General features: G+C 31.2%; 34 protein-coding genes. 30 read left to right on the forward strand and 4 right to left on the reverse strand.

The features are described from left to right. Positions 1-330, forward strand: a complete 330-nt coding sequence (locus J3U20_RS04800) for a hypothetical protein (protein ID WP_160541864.1) — start codon at positions 1-3, stop codon at positions 328-330. 402 nt (positions 331-732) lie between these two features. On the opposite strand, the gene J3U20_RS04805 is transcribed toward J3U20_RS04800, so the two are convergent. Then, positions 733-972, reverse strand: coding sequence for a hypothetical protein (locus J3U20_RS04805; protein ID WP_221410878.1), 240 nt, complete (start codon positions 970-972; stop codon positions 733-735). 438 nt (positions 973-1,410) lie between these two features. Beyond that, positions 1,411-1,755, reverse strand: a complete 345-nt coding sequence (locus J3U20_RS04810) for a hypothetical protein (RefSeq protein ID WP_221410877.1) — start codon at positions 1,753-1,755, stop codon at positions 1,411-1,413. A gap of 574 nt (positions 1,756-2,329) precedes the next feature. Between J3U20_RS04810 and rplC the strand changes: the two genes are divergently transcribed. From rplC to rplQ, 28 genes are all read left to right on the forward strand, one after another. After that, the gene (gene rplC, locus J3U20_RS04815; RefSeq protein ID WP_055425373.1) at positions 2,330-2,953 is read left to right on the forward strand and encodes a 50S ribosomal protein L3; all 624 of its coding nucleotides are present in this window, start codon (positions 2,330-2,332) and stop codon (positions 2,951-2,953) included. Then, complete coding sequence (rplD, locus tag J3U20_RS04820) at positions 2,944-3,573, forward strand: 50S ribosomal protein L4 (protein ID WP_105298129.1); 630 nt, start codon at positions 2,944-2,946, stop codon at positions 3,571-3,573. Before rplC ends, rplD begins: the two co-directional genes overlap by 10 nt. A gap of 4 nt (positions 3,574-3,577) precedes the next feature. Beyond that, complete coding sequence (gene rplW / locus J3U20_RS04825; protein ID WP_105298128.1) at positions 3,578-3,868, forward strand: 50S ribosomal protein L23; 291 nt, start codon at positions 3,578-3,580, stop codon at positions 3,866-3,868. 13 nt (positions 3,869-3,881) lie between these two features. After that, positions 3,882-4,703, forward strand: a complete 822-nt coding sequence (gene rplB, locus J3U20_RS04830) for a 50S ribosomal protein L2 (RefSeq protein WP_105298127.1) — start codon at positions 3,882-3,884, stop codon at positions 4,701-4,703. 6 nt (positions 4,704-4,709) lie between these two features. After that, positions 4,710-4,988 carry a 30S ribosomal protein S19 gene (gene rpsS, locus J3U20_RS04835; protein ID WP_055425369.1) on the forward strand — a complete coding sequence of 93 codons (279 nt, stop codon included), beginning with the start codon at positions 4,710-4,712 and terminating at the stop codon, positions 4,986-4,988. A 6-nt stretch (positions 4,989-4,994) separates the two neighbouring features. Next, positions 4,995-5,399, forward strand: a complete 405-nt coding sequence (rplV, locus tag J3U20_RS04840) for a 50S ribosomal protein L22 (protein ID WP_055425368.1) — start codon at positions 4,995-4,997, stop codon at positions 5,397-5,399. Positions 5,400-5,401: 2 nt separating this feature from the next. Beyond that, the gene (rpsC, locus tag J3U20_RS04845; RefSeq protein ID WP_055425367.1) at positions 5,402-6,097 is read left to right on the forward strand and encodes a 30S ribosomal protein S3; all 696 of its coding nucleotides are present in this window, start codon (positions 5,402-5,404) and stop codon (positions 6,095-6,097) included. Between the two features lie 19 nt (positions 6,098-6,116). Continuing rightward, a complete protein-coding gene (gene rplP / locus J3U20_RS04850; RefSeq protein WP_055425366.1) occupies positions 6,117-6,539 on the forward strand; it encodes a 50S ribosomal protein L16 in 423 nt (140 codons plus the stop codon). Positions 6,540-6,551: 12 nt separating this feature from the next. Further along, positions 6,552-6,728 carry a 50S ribosomal protein L29 gene (gene rpmC, locus J3U20_RS04855; protein WP_105298126.1) on the forward strand — a complete coding sequence of 59 codons (177 nt, stop codon included), beginning with the start codon at positions 6,552-6,554 and terminating at the stop codon, positions 6,726-6,728. Positions 6,729-6,760: 32 nt separating this feature from the next. Further along, entirely contained in the window at positions 6,761-7,015 is a 255-nt protein-coding gene (gene rpsQ, locus J3U20_RS04860; protein ID WP_055425364.1) for a 30S ribosomal protein S17, read from the forward strand. Between the two features lie 7 nt (positions 7,016-7,022). Continuing rightward, entirely contained in the window at positions 7,023-7,391 is a 369-nt protein-coding gene (gene rplN / locus J3U20_RS04865) for a 50S ribosomal protein L14 (protein WP_055425363.1), read from the forward strand. 15 nt (positions 7,392-7,406) lie between these two features. Continuing rightward, the gene (rplX, locus tag J3U20_RS04870) at positions 7,407-7,721 is read left to right on the forward strand and encodes a 50S ribosomal protein L24 (RefSeq protein WP_105298124.1); all 315 of its coding nucleotides are present in this window, start codon (positions 7,407-7,409) and stop codon (positions 7,719-7,721) included. 16 nt (positions 7,722-7,737) lie between these two features. Next, positions 7,738-8,289 carry a 50S ribosomal protein L5 gene (gene rplE, locus J3U20_RS04875; RefSeq protein ID WP_105298123.1) on the forward strand — a complete coding sequence of 184 codons (552 nt, stop codon included), beginning with the start codon at positions 7,738-7,740 and terminating at the stop codon, positions 8,287-8,289. A gap of 8 nt (positions 8,290-8,297) precedes the next feature. Further along, positions 8,298-8,567 carry a 30S ribosomal protein S14 gene (gene rpsN, locus J3U20_RS04880; protein WP_055425360.1) on the forward strand — a complete coding sequence of 90 codons (270 nt, stop codon included), beginning with the start codon at positions 8,298-8,300 and terminating at the stop codon, positions 8,565-8,567. Positions 8,568-8,630: 63 nt separating this feature from the next. Continuing rightward, the gene (gene rpsH, locus J3U20_RS04885; protein WP_160541867.1) at positions 8,631-9,029 is read left to right on the forward strand and encodes a 30S ribosomal protein S8; all 399 of its coding nucleotides are present in this window, start codon (positions 8,631-8,633) and stop codon (positions 9,027-9,029) included. 12 nt (positions 9,030-9,041) lie between these two features. After that, positions 9,042-9,587 carry a 50S ribosomal protein L6 gene (rplF, locus tag J3U20_RS04890; protein WP_105298121.1) on the forward strand — a complete coding sequence of 182 codons (546 nt, stop codon included), beginning with the start codon at positions 9,042-9,044 and terminating at the stop codon, positions 9,585-9,587. 11 nt (positions 9,588-9,598) lie between these two features. Beyond that, positions 9,599-9,955, forward strand: a complete 357-nt coding sequence (rplR, locus tag J3U20_RS04895; protein ID WP_105298120.1) for a 50S ribosomal protein L18 — start codon at positions 9,599-9,601, stop codon at positions 9,953-9,955. Between the two features lie 14 nt (positions 9,956-9,969). Continuing rightward, positions 9,970-10,491, forward strand: a complete 522-nt coding sequence (gene rpsE, locus J3U20_RS04900) for a 30S ribosomal protein S5 (RefSeq protein WP_055425356.1) — start codon at positions 9,970-9,972, stop codon at positions 10,489-10,491. Between the two features lie 4 nt (positions 10,492-10,495). Further along, the gene (rpmD, locus tag J3U20_RS04905; protein ID WP_055425355.1) at positions 10,496-10,672 is read left to right on the forward strand and encodes a 50S ribosomal protein L30; all 177 of its coding nucleotides are present in this window, start codon (positions 10,496-10,498) and stop codon (positions 10,670-10,672) included. 6 nt (positions 10,673-10,678) lie between these two features. Next, positions 10,679-11,128, forward strand: coding sequence for a 50S ribosomal protein L15 (rplO, locus tag J3U20_RS04910; RefSeq protein WP_160541868.1), 450 nt, complete (start codon positions 10,679-10,681; stop codon positions 11,126-11,128). A gap of 6 nt (positions 11,129-11,134) precedes the next feature. Further along, positions 11,135-12,514, forward strand: a complete 1,380-nt coding sequence (gene secY, locus J3U20_RS04915) for a preprotein translocase subunit SecY (RefSeq protein WP_105298118.1) — start codon at positions 11,135-11,137, stop codon at positions 12,512-12,514. A gap of 3 nt (positions 12,515-12,517) precedes the next feature. Further along, positions 12,518-12,733 carry a translation initiation factor IF-1 gene (infA, locus tag J3U20_RS04920; RefSeq protein WP_055425352.1) on the forward strand — a complete coding sequence of 72 codons (216 nt, stop codon included), beginning with the start codon at positions 12,518-12,520 and terminating at the stop codon, positions 12,731-12,733. A 13-nt stretch (positions 12,734-12,746) separates the two neighbouring features. Then, positions 12,747-12,863 carry a type B 50S ribosomal protein L36 gene (gene ykgO, locus J3U20_RS04925; RefSeq protein ID WP_073961215.1) on the forward strand — a complete coding sequence of 39 codons (117 nt, stop codon included), beginning with the start codon at positions 12,747-12,749 and terminating at the stop codon, positions 12,861-12,863. 4 nt (positions 12,864-12,867) lie between these two features. Beyond that, entirely contained in the window at positions 12,868-13,245 is a 378-nt protein-coding gene (gene rpsM / locus J3U20_RS04930; protein WP_105298117.1) for a 30S ribosomal protein S13, read from the forward strand. An 11-nt stretch (positions 13,246-13,256) separates the two neighbouring features. Continuing rightward, on the forward strand, positions 13,257-13,649 hold the full coding sequence (gene rpsK / locus J3U20_RS04935) for a 30S ribosomal protein S11 (protein WP_160541869.1): 393 nt from the start codon (positions 13,257-13,259) through the stop codon (positions 13,647-13,649). 27 nt (positions 13,650-13,676) lie between these two features. Next, the gene (rpsD, locus tag J3U20_RS04940) at positions 13,677-14,288 is read left to right on the forward strand and encodes a 30S ribosomal protein S4 (RefSeq protein WP_105298115.1); all 612 of its coding nucleotides are present in this window, start codon (positions 13,677-13,679) and stop codon (positions 14,286-14,288) included. Positions 14,289-14,312: 24 nt separating this feature from the next. After that, positions 14,313-15,305 carry a DNA-directed RNA polymerase subunit alpha gene (locus tag J3U20_RS04945; protein ID WP_160541870.1) on the forward strand — a complete coding sequence of 331 codons (993 nt, stop codon included), beginning with the start codon at positions 14,313-14,315 and terminating at the stop codon, positions 15,303-15,305. Between the two features lie 9 nt (positions 15,306-15,314). Further along, positions 15,315-15,827 carry a 50S ribosomal protein L17 gene (gene rplQ, locus J3U20_RS04950; RefSeq protein ID WP_160541871.1) on the forward strand — a complete coding sequence of 171 codons (513 nt, stop codon included), beginning with the start codon at positions 15,315-15,317 and terminating at the stop codon, positions 15,825-15,827. 521 nt (positions 15,828-16,348) lie between these two features. On the opposite strand, the gene J3U20_RS04955 is transcribed toward rplQ, so the two are convergent. Beyond that, positions 16,349-17,770 (reverse strand): OmpA family protein, encoded by a 1,422-nt coding sequence (locus J3U20_RS04955; RefSeq protein ID WP_160541872.1) that lies wholly within the window; start codon positions 17,768-17,770, stop codon positions 16,349-16,351. 94 nt (positions 17,771-17,864) lie between these two features. Further along, entirely contained in the window at positions 17,865-18,275 is a 411-nt protein-coding gene (folK, locus tag J3U20_RS04960; protein WP_160541873.1) for a 2-amino-4-hydroxy-6-hydroxymethyldihydropteridine diphosphokinase, read from the reverse strand. Positions 18,276-18,306: 31 nt separating this feature from the next. Between folK and sppA the strand changes: the two genes are divergently transcribed. Then, the gene (gene sppA / locus J3U20_RS04965) at positions 18,307-20,073 is read left to right on the forward strand and encodes a signal peptide peptidase SppA (protein ID WP_160541874.1); all 1,767 of its coding nucleotides are present in this window, start codon (positions 18,307-18,309) and stop codon (positions 20,071-20,073) included. Positions 20,074-20,174 lie beyond the last annotated feature (101 nt).

Below are 20,174 nucleotides of genomic sequence, written 5' to 3' on the forward strand. Positions count from 1 at the left end.
ATGGAGTTTTTTTGGCCGAATATAGGCCAAATAGAAATAATAAAAAAAGCATGGGCAGAAATCCACTGGGTATATGATACCCTTGGAAATATCAAAAAACAAAGAGGACATGAGTTATACATAGAAGCCATAGATAGTATAGGTCTCTCCCGAACATGGGAAAGATGCATGAATGGAGATACTTCCAATGGTAATGTGGGTGTTAAGGGGAAATATCTTACCTTTATATTAACAGAAGAAGAATTATCCAAAGACACTTTAATTTATTATATATACGGAGGAAAAAAAAGAAAATGTATGGGAGAATTGCTGTTGATAAAGAAGAAATAGTTTTTTTATACGGATCCGAAGAATGGTATGAATAAAAAAACACGAAATATTTTAGCATATGTATTCCTATTAGGTATGGTAGGGTGCAATATCGATGTTCCAGATAGGACAAGATCAATTCAAACAAGTGAGACAATAGAAGAATCTAAAAAAAGAGGAGTTTTTTTGGCCGAATATAGGCCGAACAGAGAACTTATTAAAAAAGCATAAGAAAAAGGCATATAATACACTTATAGGATGATTAATCAAATCCCTTATAAATTTGTTATTTTTACAGATGAATTCAGCTTTTATTAAATGGAAATAATAAGCATATTCATTATCCTTTCACACTTCAAAATAATGAATAGTATCACAAAATTTGAAAATTGATGCTAAGGGATAAAAAAAACTGACTATAATTTAAGCTAATTCCCATGGCAAATCTCGTCGATTATTTACCGGTTTTAATACACCTTCATTTCTTAATGACTGGGCAGCCCAACGAATATCATATTGCCAAGTATAAAGGCTATCACCGGAATTCTTTAATTCAGTTTCATAATGTTCCCAAATATATTTGCTAACATCCCTTGGTCGTGCTTTTCCACCTAAGTGATTTAAAGCTTCAATAATCCAATTTTTCATTATTATTCTGTTCATAACCATATTTTTAAATAATTAATTTCTAGTAGAATTAGTATTTTTCGCTATATCCTAAACACTTCTCCCACATGCCATTCAACAAATTGGTCATGCAAATAATCTTCCTTAAATCTTGGTCGATAAAATCCTTCCCTTCAAAATTCCAAATTAGTCTCTTGACCATTTGATGCCCATTAATTCTACTTGATATAAGGGCGGCTTCAAGTGCAATTGATATTGATTCATGCATTAAATTCAAAACCGCAAATTTTTAAGCTTGTAAGACTAACTAAACATAGGATCACGTTGACGATTAAAATCGGTTAAACCAAAATCAAGTCGATTAATTAAATTTTCATGCACACTTTCAGGAAAATGCTGACTTAAAATCTGTTCTGCTATGTGATCGATAGCAGATGGATTTTTTTTAAGATATTGATAGGATGGTTCATCAAATCACCCATAAACTTGTGATAAAGCTAGCTGTCTACCGGTCGGCTCTTTACTTGGATTATTAATATTGATGCAATTTTCAATATTGGTTAATTGCCAGAATCCATCATTTTTCAATCGCCAAAATGGCATATTAGGATAGTAATGCGTACGCTTAGGACCAAAACACTTCAATAAATCAAGTAACTGTGCCTCAATTTCAGTTTTATAATGAAATAAACGAGCATGACCTTGTTTGTATTTTGATAAAGCATATAGTAGCAATAAAGGCTTATGTGGTGCTCGTTGTTCGCCTTTTTTCCAAATGGTGATATCGATGATTTTATTTTGTAATTGATTGATATCCATTGTTATAATCATTTATCATAAAGAACAAATATTATTACAAATATAAAATTATTTTATGTGATTTACCTCATATTAGTATGAAAATAATATACGAAAATTTAAACTAAACACAGAATGGGCTCTACAATAGTTCGTCAGAATGCGATCAAGAATAAAAAAACTCCAATAGTAATTTGAGTAATTTAGATTAATAGAAGAATAATAATCCAATGTGACTCCGAAGGCAATAAGAAGAAATATATGGGGGAGTTGCAACTAATAAAGAAGAAATAGTTTTTTTATATAACAACCGGAAATATAACTTTAGATATGCTAAAGATTATTTGATAAAAAAAACTGAATTATGAAGTGAAGTATAACAAATAGTAAAAAGATAAGAATATAAGTAATTTGTTCTAAATAGATTTACCAAAAATTGGATGGAATAATGATAAATTTTAAATTAAAATTTTAATCAAGTTAAAACCATTGAAATCAAAATAAAAACTAATTATAAAAAATTTTGAATCAGAATGTTAAATTGTGAAAAAAATTTTTTAATTTTGCAGTCCGAAAAAATATATAAATAGAACAAATGTCAGGTATTATTGGAAAAAAAATTGGCATGACCAGCTTGTTTGACGAGGAAGGTAAAAACATTCCTTGTACTGTTATAGAAGCGGGTCCATGTACAGTTTTACAGGTCAGAACCGAAGAAAAGGACGGCTATTATGCGGTTCAACTAGGTTTCGATGACAGAAGTGAAAAAAATGTCGGCAAAGCCCTTTTAGGTCACTTCAAAAAAGCAGGTTCAACACCAAAAAGAAAAATGGTGGAGTTTCGTCATGGGTTTGACGGATTGAAAATTGGAGAAGAAGTAAAAGTTGATTTATTTTCAGAAGGAGAATATGTTGACGTTACCGGAACTTCAAAAGGTAAAGGATTCCAAGGGGTGGTTAAAAGACACGGCTTTGGAGGAGTTATGCAAGCAACACACGGTCAGCATAACAGATTAAGAGCTCCGGGTTCTATTGGAGCAGGATCAGATCCATCCAGAGTATTTAAAGGAATGAGAATGGCTGGAAGAATGGGTGGAAATCAAGTGACAGTGCAAAATTTACAGGTTATAAAAGTGGACAATGAAAAAAATCTTTTAATTGTAAAAGGTGCAGTTCCGGGTCCTAAAAATTCATATGTAATTGTAAGAAGATGGAATTAGTAGTACTAGATAGAAGCGGAAAAGAAACCGGAAGAAAGGTTACTTTAGACGAAACAATATTTGGAGTTGAACCAAATACACATGCTGTTTACTTAGAAGTAAAGCAATATTTGGCATCACAGAGACAAGGAACCCATAAATCTAAAGAAAGATCCGAATTAAGTGGATCAACTCGTAAACTTCACCGTCAAAAAGGAACAGGAGGTTCCCGGAAAGGGGATATCAACAACCCTTTGTTCAGAGGTGGAGCAAGAGTATTTGGACCTAGACCAAGAGATTACAGGTTCAAATTAAATAAATCATTAAAAAGAATAGCAAAAAAATCAGTTTTTAGCCAAAAATTAAAAGAAAACAACTTAAAAGTAGTTGAAGACTTAAATTTTGAAGCGCCTAAAACAAAAGATTTTACTAAAGTTTTACAAGATTTAGGACTAGCTAACAAAAAAGCTTTGTTTATTTTAGGGCAGTCTAATAAAAATGTATACTTGTCATCACGAAATTTACAAGACGCTAAAGTATTAGGATATAACGAGATAAGTAGTTATGATATCTTAAAAGCGAATGAAGTGGTTTTGTTTGAAAGCTCAGTAGAAAAAATACAAGAAAATTTAAGAAAATAGAATTATGTCTGTACTCATAAAACCTATTATATCAGAAAAAGCTAACGAAATCGCTGAAAAAAGAAATCGTTATACTTTTTTAGTAAATACTAAAGCGAATAAGTCAGAGATTAAATATGCTGTAGAACAAGCTTACGGAGTTAATGTAGTTGCAGTAAGAACATTAATTTCTGCACCTGTTGTTAAATCAAAATATACAAAAACAGGTCTTCAAGTTGGAAAAACTAATAAATTGAAAAAAGCAATGGTTGACATAAAAGAAGGTCAAACCATTGATGTATTTGGAAATATATAATTTATAAAGAATCATGTCGGTAAGAAAATTAAAACCTATCACCCCCGGACAAAGATTCAGAATTGTTAACAATTTTGAAGAAATCACTACTTCAAAACCAGAAAAATCCTTACTAAGAGGAATTTCTAAATCAGGAGGTAGAAATAATTCCGGAAAAATGACCATGCGTTATACCGGAGGTGGACACAAGAAACGATACAGAGAGATCGATTTCAAGAGAAATAAGTTTGGCATTCCGGCTACTGTAAAATCAGTAGAATATGATCCAAACAGAACTGCATTTATCGCATTATTGGTTTATGCAGACGGTGAAAAACGCTACATTGTGTCTCCTCACGGTATTAAGGTAGGACAAAAAGTCGTTTCAGGAGAGAGTGTTGCTCCTGAAATTGGAAACGCAATGAAATTAAAAAGCATACCTTTAGGTACTGTTATTTCATGTATTGAGTTACGTCCCGGACAAGGAGCAAAAATGGCAAGAAGTGCCGGAACCAGCGCACAACTTATAGCCAGAGACGGTAAATATGCCGTTCTTAAAATGCCTTCCGGAGAAACTCGTATGATTTTAGTTGAATGTATGGCAACAATTGGTTCAGTATCCAATTCAGATCATCAGCTAATCGTATCTGGTAAAGCAGGTAGAAGCAGATGGTTAGGAAGAAGACCAAGAACAAGGCCGGTAGCAATGAACCCTGTAGATCACCCAATGGGAGGTGGTGAAGGTAGATCAACCGGAGGACATCCAAGATCTAGAAAAGGTATGCCTGCAAAAGGATACAAGACTCGTTCAAAGAAGAAAGAATCGAATCGTTATATTTTACAAAAAAGAAAATAATCTAGTATGGCACGTTCGTTAAAAAAAGGACCTTATATTCACTATAAATTAAACAAGAAAGTTCAAGCAAATATAGAGTCAGGAAAAAAAGTCGTGATTAAAACATGGTCTAGAGCATCAATGATATCTCCGGATTTCGTTGGTCAAACGTTTGCAGTACATAACGGAAAACAATTTGTACCGGTATATGTAACTGAAAATATGGTTGGACATAAGCTAGGAGAATTTTCACCTACTCGTGTGTTTAGAGGTCATGCAGGAAATAAAAATAAAGGTAACAGATAATAAGCAATGGGTAACAGAAAACAAAATAGTGCAACAGCACGTAAAGAAGCTAAGAAAAATTTAGCAATTGCTCGCTTGAATAATTGTCCTACCTCGCCTAGAAAGATGAGATTAGTAGCAGATATCATTAGAGGCGTTGATGTTGATAAAGCATTATACATATTAAAATATTCAAAAAAAGAAGCTTCAATCAGATTAGAAAAACTTTTATTAAGTGCCATAGCTAATTGGCAAGTTAAAAATGAAGGTAAAGACATCGAAGAAGCTAAACTTTATGTAAAAGAAATTTTTGTTGACGGTGGATCTATGTTAAAAAGATTACGTCCTGCTCCTCAAGGGAGAGGATATAGGATTAGAAAAAGATCTAATCATGTAACAATTATTCTAGGAAACAAAAACGAAGTAAATTAAGTATGGGACAGAAAACAAATCCAATAGGTAATAGATTAGGAATCATTCGAGGATGGGATTCTAATTGGTATGGTGGAAAAAACTTTGGAGATAAAATAGCAGAAGATTATAAAATCAGAAGATATTTAGAAGCAAGATTATCCAAAGCAGGTGTTTCCAGAATTTACATCGAAAGAACTTTGAAATTAGTTACTATTACCATCACCACAGCAAGACCTGGAATTATCATAGGAAAAGGTGGTCAGGAAGTAGATAAATTAAAAGAAGAGTTAAAAAAGATTACTAAAAAAGAAATTCAAATAAATATTTTTGAAATTAAAAGACCTGAACTGGATGCAAAATTAGTTGCAGAAAGTGTAGCTCGTCAAATTGAAAGCCGTATCTCATATAGAAGAGCTGTTAAAATGGCTATCGCATCTACAATGAGAATGAACGCTGAAGGAATTAAAATTATGATTTCCGGACGTTTAAACGGTGCTGAAATGGCAAGATCAGAATCTTTTAAAGAAGGAAGAATTCCTTTGTCAACTTTCCGTGCTGATATCGATTATTATATTGCTGAAGCTCATACAACTTATGGTCGCTTAGGGGTAAAAGTATGGATTATGAAAGGCGAAGTGTATGGTAAAAGAGAGTTATCTCCGTTAGTAGGTCTTCAGAAAAAGACTCAGAAAAGAAAAGTTAAAGAAAGAAGATAAAAAAATATCTTAGGTAATTATGTTACAACCAAAAAGAACAAAATTCCGTAAACAGCAAAAAGGACGTATGAAAGGTCTTTCTTACAGAGGAAGTAAATTAGCATACGGTACTTTTGGAATTAAAGCGTTAGATTCAGTATTTATTACTGCAAGACAGATAGAAGCTGCACGTATTGCTGCCACTCGATATATGAAAAGAGAAGGACAATTATGGATTAAAATATTCCCGGATAAGCCTATTACCAAAAAACCTGCTGAGGTTCGTATGGGGAAAGGAAAAGGTGCTGTGGAATATTGGGTAGCAAGAGTATCACCGGGAAGAATTTTATTTGAAATAGGGGGAGTTCCTTATGATGTTGCAAAAGAAGCATTACGACTTGCAGCTCAAAAATTACCGGTGAAAACTAAATTTGTTGTTGCTAACGATTTTGTGCAATCATAAATAATAAAATCGATGAAAGCAGTTGATATAAGAAATTTAAGTCAAGAAGAAGTTAAAGCAAAATTAGCTGAAACAAAAGCTGAGTATGCTAAACTAAGATTATCACATAAAGTGTCTCCAATTGGAAATCCGATTCAATTAAGAGAGATGAGAAAAACAATAGCAAGGTTGTTAACAGCCTTAAAGTAATTTAAAATCCGAAAAAGAATTTAATTTCAATTATGGAAAGAAATTTAAGAAAAGAAAGAATCGGAGTAGTATCTAGCAATAAGATGGATAAGACTATCGTTGTTAGTGAGACAAGCAGAATGAAACATCCCATGTATGGGAAATTCGTTTTAAAAACTAAAAAATATACTGCTCACGATGAGAAAAACGAATGCAATGAAGGAGATACCGTTCGCATTATGGAAACTCGTCCATTGAGTAAGAGTAAAAGATGGAGATTAGTAGAAATATTAGAAAGAGCTAAATAATTTAGAGATGCTACAAACAGAATCAAGATTAAAAGTTGCAGATAATACTGGAGCAAAAGAGGCTTTAGTTATCAGAGTGTTAGGAGGTTCAAAAAGAAGATATGCATCTGTAGGTGATAAAATAGTTGTTACTATAAAAGATGCTACTCCATCAGGAAACGCTAAAAAAGGTCAAGTATCCAAAGCAGTAGTGGTTAGAACTAAAAAACCTGTAAGAAGGAAAGACGGTTCTTATATTAGTTTTGAAGATAATGCATGTGTATTGTTAAATGCAGCAGGAGAAATGAGAGGAACTCGTGTTTTTGGACCGGTAGCCAGAGAATTACGTGATAAAGAGTATATGAAAATTATATCATTAGCTCCTGAGGTATTATAAGGTAAATTAAAAAAAATGGCAAAAGTTAAAATAAAAAAAGGAGATAAAGTTCAAGTTCTTGCCGGATCATACAGAGGAAAGCAAGGACAAGTTTTAGTAATTTATCCTGAAAAAAACAGAGCGATAGTTGAAGGAGTTAATATAGTTAAAAAACATAGAAAACCTTCAGCAGAAAATCCTCAAGGAAGTATTATTGAAAAAGAAGCTTCTATACATATTTCTAACTTAGCTCTATTGGATCCAAAATCCGGAAAACCAACAAGAGTAAGTTATAAAATGGATGGTGAGAAAAAAGTTAGAGTTGCAACCAAATCAGGAGAAGTGATTTAATTAAATTTGAAAGATTATGCAATACATAGCAAGACCGAAACAATTATATAAAGATAAAATCATCTCTGCTCTAAAAGAGGAATTTGGTTATACATCTGTGATGCAAGTTCCAAAACTAGAAAAGATTGTGATAAGCCAAGGATTAGGGGCAGCAACAGCAGATAAAAAAATTGTTGATTATGCAGTTGAAGAAATTTCTTTAATTGCAGGACAAAAAGCAATACCATGTCTATCTAAAAAAGATGAAGCCGGTTTCAAACTAAGAAAAGGAATGCCTATCGGCGCAATGGTTACCTTACGTGGTGATAGAATGTATGAGTTTTTAGATAGATTAATTACTGCTGCTTTACCTCGTGTTAGAGATTTTAATGGAATAAAATCAGATGGTTTTGACGGTAGAGGTAACTATACATTAGGAATTACTGAACAAATCATATTTCCAGAAATAAATATTGATAAAGTGAAGAAAATTCAAGGTATGGATATTACCTTTGTAACTAATGCAAAAACCGATAAGGAAGCAAAAGCATTATTAACCCACTTTGGATTACCATTTAAAAAGAATTAATTAATAGTATGGCTAAAGAATCAATGAAAGCGCGTGAGCGCAAAAGAGAAGCACTTTCAGCTAAATATGCCGCTAAAAGAAAAGCTTTAAAAGAAGCCGGAGACTACGAAGCACTTCAAAAGCTTCCTAAAAACTCTTCTCCGGTAAGATTACATAATAGATGTAAGCTTACAGGAAGACCAAGAGGATATATGAGAGTTTTTGGAATTTCCAGAGTAACTTTTAGAGAAATGGCTAACGAAGGATTAATACCGGGAGTTAAAAAAGCTAGTTGGTAAAAATTAAAAAATAACAGATTTTAAAAGTAGAATTTAAATTCTATACTCTAAAATTAAATAAATATGGTTACAGACCCAATTGCAGATTACTTAACAAGAGTAAGAAATGCCATGAGAGCAGGACACAAAGTTGTTGAAATTCCTGCATCAAAAATTAAAAAAGAGATTACTAAAATTCTCTTCGATCAAGGATATATCCTTAACTACAAATTTGAAGAAGGTAGTGTACAAGGAGTTATTAAAATTGCTTTAAAATACGATAAAGCAACTAATCTTCCGGCTATCAAAAAAATTCAAAGAGCATCTAAACCGGGCTTAAGAAAATATTCCGGTTGTAAAGAACTTCCAAGAGTTTTAAATGGATTAGGTATCGCTATTATCTCAACTTCAAAAGGAGTAATGACAGATAAGAAAGCTAGACAAGAAAATGTTGGTGGAGAGGTAATTTGTTATGTTTATTAAAAAATTGAAGAAATGTCAAGAATAGGAAAAGCAATAATAAATATTCCAACAGGTACTACCATTGATTATAAAGATAATGTAGTTACAGTTAAAGGAAAAAACGGCGAGTTAAAACAAGAACTTACCGGAGGAATAACTATAAATATTGAAAATTCTGAATTAGCAGTTCAACGTCCATCCGACAGTAAAGAACATAAATCTTTGCATGGATTATACAGAGCCCTTATTAATAACATGATAGTTGGTGTATCTGAAGGATTCACCAAAAAATTGGAATTAGCGGGGGTAGGTTATAGAGCATCTAATCAAGGCCAAAAATTAGAATTGGCTTTAGGATTTTCGCATTTAGTAGTTATAGAGTTACCTCAGGAAGTAAAAGTGGAAACTTTAACTGAAAAAGGTAAAAATCCAATAATTACTTTATCTTCGTATGATAAACATTTATTAGGGATGGTTTGTGCAAAAATAAGATCACTTCGTAAACCTGAACCTTATAAAGGTAAAGGAGTTAAATTTGTAGGAGAACAAATCAGAAGAAAAGCAGGTAAATCTGCATAAAAAATTAAGTTATGGCATTAACTAAAAGAGAAAAAAGAATAAGAGTTAAAAGGAGAGTACGTAAAAATATATTCGGTACAGCTGAAAAACCTCGTTTGTCAGTTTTTAGAAGTAATAAAGAAATTTACGCTCAACTTATAGATGATAATTCTGGCAAAACTTTAGCTTACGCATCTTCGCGTCAAAAAGAAATTGCCGGAGAAAAAGGAACTAAAACTGAAATTTCTGCTTTAGTAGGTAAGAAATTAGCTGAAAATGCTAAAGTAGCCGGTATTGAAACTGTAGTTTTTGATAGAAATGGCTTCATATATCACGGAAGAGTGAAAGCCTTAGCTGATGGTGCTAGAGAAGGAGGTTTAAAATTTTAATACATTAAAAAATTATGTTAGGAATAAATAATATTGAAAGAGTAAAACCAGGTGGGTTAGAACTTGTAGATCGTTTAGTAGGTGTACAAAGAGTAACAAAAGTAACCAAAGGTGGTAGAGCATTCGGATTTTCAGCTATTGTGGTTGTAGGTGATGAAAAAGGAGTTGTAGGATTTGGTTTAGGTAAATCAAAAGAAGTAGCTAGCGCTATTTCAAAAGCTGTAGAAGATGCTAAGAAAAATTTAGTTAGAGTACCGATATTAAACGGTTCACTTCCACATGAACAATCTGCAAAATATGGCGGTGCTGATGTATTTATACGTCCGGCATCTCATGGTACAGGTTTGATTGCTGGGGGAGCAGTTCGTGCCGTATTGGAATCTGCAGGAGTTAAAGATGTACTTTCAAAATCTAAAGGATCTTCAAATCCACATAACGTAGTAAAAGCAACAGTAAAAGCACTATTAAACTTAAGAAGTGCTGAAACCATTGCACAACAAAGAGGAGTTTCACTTTCTAAAGTATTTAAAGGATAAGAACATGGCAACGATAAAAATAACTTTAAAAAGAAGTTCAATTAAAAGACCGAAAAATCAAAAGCTGACTTTAGAAGCATTAGGTTTAACTAAATTGAATAAGACCGTTGAACATGAAGCAACCCCACAAATATTAGGTATGGTTGCAGTAGTAAAACATTTAGTAACTGTTGAAGAATAATAAGATATGAATTTACATACTTTAAAACCTGCACAAGGTTCAACACATAATAGCAAGAGACTAGGTAGAGGTCAAGGAAGTGGTAAAGGAGGTACTTCTACTAAAGGTCACAAAGGAGATAAATCTCGTTCAGGACATAAAGATAAAGTAGGATTTGAAGGAGGTCAAATGCCTTTACAAAGAAGGATTCCTAAATTTGGCTTTAAGAATATCAATAGAAAAGAATATGTGGGTATTAATTTAGACACAATTCAAGGTTTAATTGATAGTAATAAAATTTCTACTGAAATCACTAAAGAAACTTTAATCCAAAATGGATTAATTTCTAAAAATGATTTAGTTAAAATTCTTGGTAGAGGAGAATTAAAATCAACCGTTAATATAACTGTTGATAAATATACTAAATCAGCAAAAGAGGCTATAGAAAAAGCCGGAGGGAAAGCTAACATCTTATAAAATAGCATGAAAGGATTTATACAGACATTAAAGAATATCTGGAGTATAAAAGAGTTAAGAGATAAACTTATTTTCACTTTTGTTCTAGTATTGGTATACAGATTTGGTACGCATGTTTCACTTCCTGCTATCAATATGGTAGAAGTAGATAATATTCTTGAAATCTACAAAAACAATGGTGGAAACCAACAGGCTACCGGCCTGTTAGGGTTATTATCTTCATTTACGGGAGGTGCATTCAGTAAAGCATCAATTTTTGCTTTAGGTATTATGCCGTATATATCTGCTTCTATTGTGGTGCAATTAATGGGATTAGCTATACCTTATATACAAAAACTACAAAAAGAGGGAGAAAGCGGTCGTAAGACGGTTAATCAGATTACTAGGTGGTTGACAATTTTAATATGTTTAATACAAGCTCCTGCCTATTTGACATCTATTACACAAGTCTTTCTACCTATTGAGCAATTTAGAACAGCCTATTTAGTAGATCCCAATAATATTTTCTTATTTTGGGTGCCTAGTATTATAATCTTAATTTCAGGCACAATTTTTGCTATGTGGATGGGGGAAAAGATAACTGACAAAGGAATCGGTAATGGGATATCTATTTTAATTATGGTTGGTATTTTAGCAGGTTTTCCAACAGCATTTGTTCAAGAAGTTGGTGTACAAATGGGAGATACCGGAAAAGGACTTATCATGATGTTTATAGAAGTAATTGCTTGGTTGTTAGTTATCATATTATGTATTATGTTGACTGTAGCCGTAAGAAAAGTTCCTGTACAATACGTAAGTAGAACAAAATCTGGATCATTACGTTCCATAACAAATGCGGCTAGGCAATATATACCATTAAAAGTTAATGCAGCCGGTGTAATGCCTATCATTTTTGCACAAGCACTAATGTTCATACCGGGTTTATTGGTTCGTTCTGAAACAACTACTAATACTTTTTGGGCAGGATTTAGTCAAGTATTTAGTTGGCAATATAATTTATTATTTGCCCTATTAATAATTGTCTTTACCTTTTTCTACACAGCTATTACAATTCCTATAAATCAAATGGCTGATGATTTAAAAAGAAATGGAGGATTAATTCCACGTGTAAAACCAGGTAAAGAAACAGCTGATTATTTAGATGATGTTTTATCTAAAATTACACTACCTGGAGCTATTTATTTAGCTCTTATAGCAGTTCTTCCTGCAATAGTTAAAATTATCGGTCTCACCGCAACCGATAAATTTGCTTTATTTTTTGGTGGAACTTCTTTATTAATTATGGTAGGTGTATTATTAGATACTGTACAACAAATTAATACTTATTTATTAAACCACCATTATGATGGTTTAATGCAGTCAAGATTAAGTAGAAATCCGAATTAATATATGGCAAAACAAAAACATATAGAACAAGACGGAACTATTATTGAAGCATTGTCTAATGCAATGTTCAGAGTAGAATTAGAAAATGGCCACATTTTAACCGCACATATTTCTGGTAAAATGAGGATGCATTATATTAAACTATTACCTGGAGATAAAGTACGGTTGGAAATGTCACCCTATGATTTATCAAAAGGAAGAATAACTTTCAGATATTAAAATAGAAAGAAAAATGAAAATTAGAGCATCACTTAAAAAAAGAAGTTCAGATGATATTGTTGTAAGACGTAAAGGTCGTCTATACATTATAAACAAAAAAAATCCTAAATTTAAACAAAGACAAGGTTAATACTATGGCTAGAATTTCCGGTGTAGATTTACCAAAAAATAAAAGAGGAGTTATAGGCCTTACCTATATTTACGGTGTTGGTAAAAGTACTGCAGCTAAAGTTTTAAAAGATGCAGGAATTAGTGAGGATAAAAAAGTTTCTGAATGGAATGACGATGAAGTTAATGCTATCAGAAAATTCATTTCCGAAAACGTTAAAGTAGAAGGAGAATTACGTTCTGAAATTCAATTAAATATTAAACGTTTAATGGATATTGGATGTCAGAGAGGTATCAGACATCGTCTGGGTTTACCACTTAGAGGTCAAAGAACCAAAAATAATTCTCGTACAAGAAAAGGTAAAAGAAAAACTGTAGCTAATAAGAAAAAAGCCACTAAATAATAAATAGAAACATGGCAAAAACAGCATCAAAAACAGCTAAAAAAAGAAAAGTTAAAATTGAAGCAGTAGGAGAAGCTCATATCCAAGCCTCATTTAATAATATTATTATCTCTTTAACTAATAAAAACGGAGAAGTAATATCATGGGCATCTGCTGGAAAAATGGGTTTTAAAGGCTCTAAAAAAAATACCCCTTATGCAGCACAAATGGCAGCTGAAAATTGTGCGCAAGTTGCGTATGAATTAGGATTAAGAAGGGTAAAAGTTTTTGTGAAAGGTCCGGGAGCTGGAAGAGAATCCGCTATTCGAACTATTCATAATGCTGGTATTGAAGTTAGTGAAATCATTGATGTGACTCCTATACCACATAATGGATGTAGACCACCAAAAAGAAGAAGAGTTTAATACTATTAATATCATTCAAATTTTATAATGGCAAGATATATTGGTCCAAAAACGAAAATAGCTAGAAAATTCGGACAAGCTATTTATGGGGAAGATAAGTATTTTGAAAGAAGAAAATACCCTCCAGGACAACACGGTCCGAACAAGAGAAGAGGTGCTAAAAAATCTGAATATGCAGTTCAGTTGGCTGAAAAACAAAAAGCAAAATATACTTACGGTATATTAGAAAGACAATTTGCAAATTTGTTTGACAAGGCACAAAGAAGTAAAGGGATTACCGGTGAAGTATTATTACAATTATGTGAATCTAGACTAGATAACGTAGTTTATAGATTCGGTTTGTCTAATACTAGAGCAGGATCTCGTCAATTAGTATCACATAAACATATCACAGTTAATGGAGAGATTGTAAATATACCTTCTTATCTTTTAAAACCGGGTGATGTGATTGGAGTTAGAGAAAAATCTAAATCATTACAAGTAATTAAAGATGCTTTAGCTAATAATTCTCATAAAACTTATGAATGGTTAGTATGGAATGATGAAAAACTATCAGGAGATTTTAAAGTAGTTCCTGAAAGAATTCAAATTCCTGAAGATATCAAAGAACAATTGATAGTCGAATTATATTCTAAATAAAACAAAAAATTAGCTAAGATTTATATGGCAATTTTAAACTTTATAAAACCTGATAAGGTAATTTTAGTTGAATCAGATGATTTTAAAGGTCAATTTGAATTCAGACCCTTAGAGCCTGGATTTGGATTAACCGTTGGAAATGCTTTAAGAAGAGTTTTATTATCTTCGTTGGAAGGGTATGCTATTACATCAATAAGAATTGAAGGAGTTGAACATGAATTTTCAACTATTCCGGGTGTAATAGAAGATGTGACTGAAATCATATTGAATCTTAAAAAAGTTAGATTTAAAAATCAAATCAATAAAGGTGGAAATGAAATTGTAACAGCTCAAATATCCGGAAAATCAGAATTGACAGCCGGAGATTTAGGTAAATTTATTTCTTCTTATCAAGTTTTAAATCCTGATTTAGTGATTTGTCATATGGATAAATCAGTTAAATTTAATATAACTTTTAATATAGATAAAGGAAGAGGGTACGTACCTGCAGAACAAAATAAATCTAATCACGCTCCAATAGGAACTATAGCAATTGACTCTATTTATACTCCAATTAGAAATGTTAGTTATAGCATTGAAGATTATCGTGTAGAACAGAGAACTGATTATGAAAAGCTTATTTTAGATATTCAAACAGATGGTTCAATAACTCCTCAAGAAGCTTTAACAGAAGCAGCTAAAATATTAATTCATCATTTTATGTTATTTTCTGATGAGAGAATAACATTAGAAGCAGATGTTGTTTCATCCGCAGACACTTATGACGAAGAAGCTCTTCATATGAGACAGTTATTAAAAACTAAACTAGTTGATATGGATTTATCTGTTAGAGCTCTTAATTGTCTTAAGGCTGCAGAAGTTGAAACTTTGGGAGAATTAGTTTCCTTTACAAAATCAGATTTAATGAAGTTTAGGAATTTTGGTAAAAAATCTCTGACCGAATTGGAAGATTTAGTTTATTCTAAGAATCTGACTTTTGGTTTGGATGTTTCAAAGTATAAATTAGAAGCAGAATAATAAGAAATCATGAGACACGGAAAAAAGTTTAATCATTTAGGGAGAACTGCATCACATCGTAAAGCTATGCTTTCCAATATGGCTACTTCCCTTATTCTTCATAAAAGAATTAACACAACTGTTGCTAAAGCTAAAGCATTAAGAACGTATATAGAACCATTATTAACTAAATCTAAAGAAGACACTACTCATAATAGAAGAACGGTTTTTAGTTATCTTCAGAGTAAAGAGGCGGTTACTGAATTATTTAGAACAGTAGCAACCAAAATTTCTTCTAGAAATGGTGGGTATTGTAGAATAATTAAAACTGGTTTTAGGCTAGGAGATGGTGCAGATACAGCTCTTATTGAATTAGTGGATTTTAATGAAACCTATAATTCAGGAGAATCTAATAAAAAAGTAACTAGAAGAAGTCGTCGTTCAACTAAAAAGGCGGATTCTGCAGAATCAACATCTGAAGCTGTAGTTAATGAAACTAGTGAAGTTGAATCTGAGAATAAATCAGATGAAACAAAAGAATAAAAAATAAATTCAATTTAAAAAAAAGCAGGTTTTTAAACCTGCTTTTTTATTTTATACTTATCCCTTTTTACTTACATAGATTTACAAATCGATTAATTATAGATCAACATATTAGTATCTATTCATTAAAGACTTATATATTAGATAAAATAATTAATTGAAACTATATTATTATTTATAAACGTTTAAATATGACAGTATTTCAATAAAATAGATTAAAAGGTCTTTTATATTAATAATAAATTAAATTTTATTAAAATAAAATACTCTATGCAGGTCGCAGGTCCAAACTGAATGTTTAATGTAATATTTTTATTTATTTAAATAGTTTCACTTATAAATAATAAAATCATGCTTTATATGTGGTTTTTAAAGTTTTAAAAATTGTTTTAAATACTTAAAAACAACTAATTATTTTATATAAATAGTAAATAAATATAACTTTGAAGTGGTAGGTTTTAAATATTATTAAATAAAAAAAGCCTCTTATATAAGAGGCTTTTTTTATATCATTAGTTTTTTTATTCTGCAGAATCAAGTAATTTGAAAACCACTCTTCTGTTTTCTTTATTTTTCCATTCAGGACATTTAGAAGCAGGTTTACATTCAGGATATTTAGGGTTAGTGAATCCCATACCTTTACCTGTTAATTGATAAGGAGGCACACCTTTAGAAACTAAATATTTAATCACAGAAGTTACTCTTCTTTTTGATAGATTAAGATTGTAAGCATCTGTTCCTCTAGCATCAGTGTGTCCTTCAACTAAAAATCTTGTACCTTGACCGTATTTAATTATAATATCTGCTACTTGATCTAAAATAGGTTGCGATTCTAAGAGAATTTTGTCTGAATCAAGATTAAATTGGATACCTCCCATTGTAGCAATTAATGGATTAATAGCATCCTCAGCAAGTTTTTGCGGTTCAGGACATCCATCGTTTGATGCAGGACCAGGGAAAGTAGGACATTTATCATATAAGTCTATAATGCCATCCATATCTACGTCTAATGCTCTACCGGAACCATCAACACGAGCACCTTTAGGAGTGTCTAATTCTCTATCCCAATCATCACAAACACCGTCATCATCTTTATCACCAAATACGCAAACTTCTAATTGTTGTTGACTTGCTACATCATTGATTTTTGTAAACATTTCACGTAATGGATCAACCCAACCTAAATATTCATTATGTTTTCCTATTTTATAGGTAACACCTAAAGATGTTGTTAAAAAATTATCGGATTTACCACCTTTATGCAATTCGGCATAGTGTCCGTTATTACCGGACCCATCAAATAGTTCATCACCGGTGATTACATACATAGCTCTTAAAGATGCATCCCATCTTTTATTAATTTTATATGTTAATCCGGTACCTACCTGAGCAAATATAGACTTAAGTCCCATATCTTCATCAGCCATAGTTTCATAAACGGTTGAACCTTTTTCAATAAATTTAGTTTTAGCTTTATATTGTATTGTTCCTAAACCGGCATATGTATGTAGAGCCCATCTGTAAGGAGATCTGTTATCAATTCTTCTAAATAAAGAAGAAACGTTTAAATCTCCTAAAACGCTTAATGCGAAATAATTAGTTTTAGCATCTACTTTATTTGAACCATATCCTTGCTTAGTTTCACCAAACTGACCTAATAAACTTAATCCAAAGACATGTGAAATTTGTTTATTTATCGAAGCTTGAAAATCATATCCAACTCTCCATTTGCTAGATGCCCCGTTATCTATAGAGGTAAAGTCAGATGTAATTAACCACGGAACACCTCCATATATAGATACAGACCAGTCATTAAATTGCTTTTGATCATTAGTAAATTTTACATAATCATCAGTGAAATTACTACTATCTACATTTTGAGCTTGTACATTTAAGCATGTACAAATAACTGCAAGTAAAAATAGAATACATTTTTTATTCATAACTATAATTAATTAGTAAGTATATTAAGTCTTCTCCTATACAAAATGATTGAAGGTTGTAAAATTATCAAAATTTTTTAAATAAAAAAATATATTAAACCAGTTCATATAAAATTTTTTTAGAAAAATTTCTTTTTGAAATATGATTAATATGAGGTATATTTAAAGAAGTGGAGTAATATGTTATAGAATTAAAATATATTATATCAATATCTATAGTTCTATCCTCATATTTTCCGCTAAAATAACTGTCATTAATTCTACCTAATGATCTTTCAATTTCTTTAATAGATTTTAAAAGTTTAATAGGGGACAAATCGGTACTAACGATAATTCCAATATTTAGATAAGTATTTGACGAATAATAATCTTCAGGTTCAGATTCAATTAATTTGGTTTTTTTCAAAATTGAACCAATTTTGGAATCTATTAAATTTATAGCTGATGATATATTATTTTTTTTATTTCCTAAATTGCTGCCTAGTAACAAAGTAACCTTATTCATCTACTAATTAATTATTTGTTAATAGAAAGAAATGAAAAAATTTATCATTCAAGTATTGGCAACCGTTGTTGGTATTGTGTTGTTAACCAGTATAGTTGTATTTAGCTTGATTTTAATAAATATTATAGCATTTATTCCATCTAAATTTGTTGTTAAAGATAAATCAATTTTAGAAATAAATCTAAACAATTCCATTTTGGAATCCTCAAATGATCGAGAAGTACCAATTTCACTATTAAATAATGTTAAGCATGTTTATTTAAAAGATATTTTAGATGTAATAAATCATGCTAAAACAGATGATAAAATAGAAGGAATAAGTCTTAAATTATCCAATATAAATGCCGGATACTCTCAAATAGCAGAAATTCGTCAAGCCTTGCTAAATTTTAAAGAAAGTAAAAAGTTTATATACTCATATAGTAATGAATGTGATCAAAGATCATATTATTTATCTTCTGTGGCCGATTCTCTATACGTTAATCCAAATGCAAGTATAGAATTGGCGGGTTTATCTGCAGAAGTTTTATTTTATAAAAATTTAGGACAAAAGTTTGGAGTAAATTTTGAAGTTATAAGACACGGTAAATATAAATCAGCCGTTGAACCGTATCTTAGAGATAATCTTTCAGAAGAAAATAGATATCAGTTAAAAAATTTGTTACAGAATTTTTGGAATAAAATATCATCTGATATAATCTCTTCAAGAAAAATTACTAACGAGAGTTTAAATAATTCTGTAGATAGTTTATATGGTTTTATTCCGGAATTAGCATATAAAAATAGATTAGTAGATAGGTTGATCTATGAATCCCAATATGATAATTTAATTAAGAAGAGATTAGGTTTGACAGATGAGGATTCCATTAATAAAATATCTTTGGAACAATATAAAGAATTTACTGACGATGTATCATTTTTTAATGATAAAATAGCCATATTATATGCATCAGGGCAAATATATACAGGTAAAGGAGACACAGAGGTTTACTCCAAAACGTTTATCAACCTTATTAATGAAATAAAAAATGATGATGATATTAAAGCAGTAGTTTTACGAGTAAATTCACCTGGTGGAAGCGCTAATGCTTCTGCTGAAATTTTGTATGAATTATATGAGCTAAAAAAGAAAAAAGCTTTAATAGTATCATTTAGTGATATAGCAGCCTCCGGAGGATATTATATTTCTATGGCTGCTGATAAAATTTATGCCCAAGATAACACACTAACAGGATCCATAGGCGTTTTAGGCATGATCCCGGATGTTAAAAAATTAGCCAATACTATTGGCATTACTTCAGACTATGTTTCCACAAATACAAACTCAAAATATTACTCAATTACTCAGGGAACATCTCAAGGATTTAAAGAAATAATGAATAAGGGGATTAATATAACATATAATAAATTTGTTAATGAAGTAATGAAGGGTAGACATATGACCTATGCTCAAGTAGATTCGGTGGGACAAGGTAGAATATGGAGCGGAAGGGATGCATTAGAAAAGGGTTTGGTAGATGAAATTGGCGGATTCAATGAGGCAATTGAATATGCTGCAAAAAAAGCAGGGGTAACATCCTATAATTTAGTTTCCTATCCCGAAGAAAAAACCAATTGGGATCTTATAGTAAATATGTTTACCTCTGATGACAATGATTTGAATCAATCGGGTATAATAGAAAACCTTATTAAATATGAATTAGGTAAGGATCATTATAAATTATATCAAAAAATAAAAAATATAGAAAGTAATCAAGGAATAATGTACTTAATGCCGTATGATGTAGAAATTAAATAACAGATAAAAAGTCTTGAATAAAAATATTCTAACTAATATATCATTTTCAATAAAGATGTTATATCTTTGCAAAACTTAAAAGTTTGAGAAAAGTATTTTTA

Source organism: Apibacter sp. B3919 (assembly GCF_026537405.1).
GTDB lineage: Bacteria > Bacteroidota > Bacteroidia > Flavobacteriales > Weeksellaceae > Apibacter.

Coding starts and splice junctions, on each gene's coding strand:
- sppA (WP_160541874.1), top strand. CDS start 18,307: ATGAAAAAATTTATCATTCAAGTATTGGCAACCGTTGTTGGTATTGTG.
- rplN (WP_055425363.1), top strand. CDS start 7,023: ATGCTACAAACAGAATCAAGATTAAAAGTTGCAGATAATACTGGAGCA.
- rplW (WP_105298128.1), top strand. CDS start 3,578: ATGTCTGTACTCATAAAACCTATTATATCAGAAAAAGCTAACGAAATC.
- rplB (WP_105298127.1), top strand. CDS start 3,882: ATGTCGGTAAGAAAATTAAAACCTATCACCCCCGGACAAAGATTCAGA.
- rplR (WP_105298120.1), top strand. CDS start 9,599: ATGGCATTAACTAAAAGAGAAAAAAGAATAAGAGTTAAAAGGAGAGTA.
- rpsN (WP_055425360.1), top strand. CDS start 8,298: ATGGCTAAAGAATCAATGAAAGCGCGTGAGCGCAAAAGAGAAGCACTT.
- ykgO (WP_073961215.1), top strand. CDS start 12,747: ATGAAAATTAGAGCATCACTTAAAAAAAGAAGTTCAGATGATATTGTT.
- rplE (WP_105298123.1), top strand. CDS start 7,738: ATGCAATACATAGCAAGACCGAAACAATTATATAAAGATAAAATCATC.
- rpsC (WP_055425367.1), top strand. CDS start 5,402: ATGGGACAGAAAACAAATCCAATAGGTAATAGATTAGGAATCATTCGA.
- J3U20_RS04800 (WP_160541864.1), top strand. CDS start 1: ATGGAGTTTTTTTGGCCGAATATAGGCCAAATAGAAATAATAAAAAAA.
- J3U20_RS04945 (WP_160541870.1), top strand. CDS start 14,313: ATGGCAATTTTAAACTTTATAAAACCTGATAAGGTAATTTTAGTTGAA.
- rplC (WP_055425373.1), top strand. CDS start 2,330: ATGTCAGGTATTATTGGAAAAAAAATTGGCATGACCAGCTTGTTTGAC.
- rpsS (WP_055425369.1), top strand. CDS start 4,710: ATGGCACGTTCGTTAAAAAAAGGACCTTATATTCACTATAAATTAAAC.
- infA (WP_055425352.1), top strand. CDS start 12,518: ATGGCAAAACAAAAACATATAGAACAAGACGGAACTATTATTGAAGCA.
- folK (WP_160541873.1), bottom strand. CDS start 18,275: ATGAATAAGGTTACTTTGTTACTAGGCAGCAATTTAGGAAATAAAAAA.
- rplD (WP_105298129.1), top strand. CDS start 2,944: ATGGAATTAGTAGTACTAGATAGAAGCGGAAAAGAAACCGGAAGAAAG.
- J3U20_RS04805 (WP_221410878.1), bottom strand. CDS start 972: ATGAACAGAATAATAATGAAAAATTGGATTATTGAAGCTTTAAATCAC.
- J3U20_RS04955 (WP_160541872.1), bottom strand. CDS start 17,770: ATGAATAAAAAATGTATTCTATTTTTACTTGCAGTTATTTGTACATGC.
- rpsD (WP_105298115.1), top strand. CDS start 13,677: ATGGCAAGATATATTGGTCCAAAAACGAAAATAGCTAGAAAATTCGGA.
- rplQ (WP_160541871.1), top strand. CDS start 15,315: ATGAGACACGGAAAAAAGTTTAATCATTTAGGGAGAACTGCATCACAT.
- rpsM (WP_105298117.1), top strand. CDS start 12,868: ATGGCTAGAATTTCCGGTGTAGATTTACCAAAAAATAAAAGAGGAGTT.
- rplF (WP_105298121.1), top strand. CDS start 9,042: ATGTCAAGAATAGGAAAAGCAATAATAAATATTCCAACAGGTACTACC.
- rpsE (WP_055425356.1), top strand. CDS start 9,970: ATGTTAGGAATAAATAATATTGAAAGAGTAAAACCAGGTGGGTTAGAA.
- rpsQ (WP_055425364.1), top strand. CDS start 6,761: ATGGAAAGAAATTTAAGAAAAGAAAGAATCGGAGTAGTATCTAGCAAT.
- rplX (WP_105298124.1), top strand. CDS start 7,407: ATGGCAAAAGTTAAAATAAAAAAAGGAGATAAAGTTCAAGTTCTTGCC.
- rpsK (WP_160541869.1), top strand. CDS start 13,257: ATGGCAAAAACAGCATCAAAAACAGCTAAAAAAAGAAAAGTTAAAATT.
- rpmD (WP_055425355.1), top strand. CDS start 10,496: ATGGCAACGATAAAAATAACTTTAAAAAGAAGTTCAATTAAAAGACCG.
- rplO (WP_160541868.1), top strand. CDS start 10,679: ATGAATTTACATACTTTAAAACCTGCACAAGGTTCAACACATAATAGC.
- rplP (WP_055425366.1), top strand. CDS start 6,117: ATGTTACAACCAAAAAGAACAAAATTCCGTAAACAGCAAAAAGGACGT.
- secY (WP_105298118.1), top strand. CDS start 11,135: ATGAAAGGATTTATACAGACATTAAAGAATATCTGGAGTATAAAAGAG.
- rpsH (WP_160541867.1), top strand. CDS start 8,631: ATGGTTACAGACCCAATTGCAGATTACTTAACAAGAGTAAGAAATGCC.
- rplV (WP_055425368.1), top strand. CDS start 4,995: ATGGGTAACAGAAAACAAAATAGTGCAACAGCACGTAAAGAAGCTAAG.
- J3U20_RS04810 (WP_221410877.1), bottom strand. CDS start 1,755: ATGGATATCAATCAATTACAAAATAAAATCATCGATATCACCATTTGG.
- rpmC (WP_105298126.1), top strand. CDS start 6,552: ATGAAAGCAGTTGATATAAGAAATTTAAGTCAAGAAGAAGTTAAAGCA.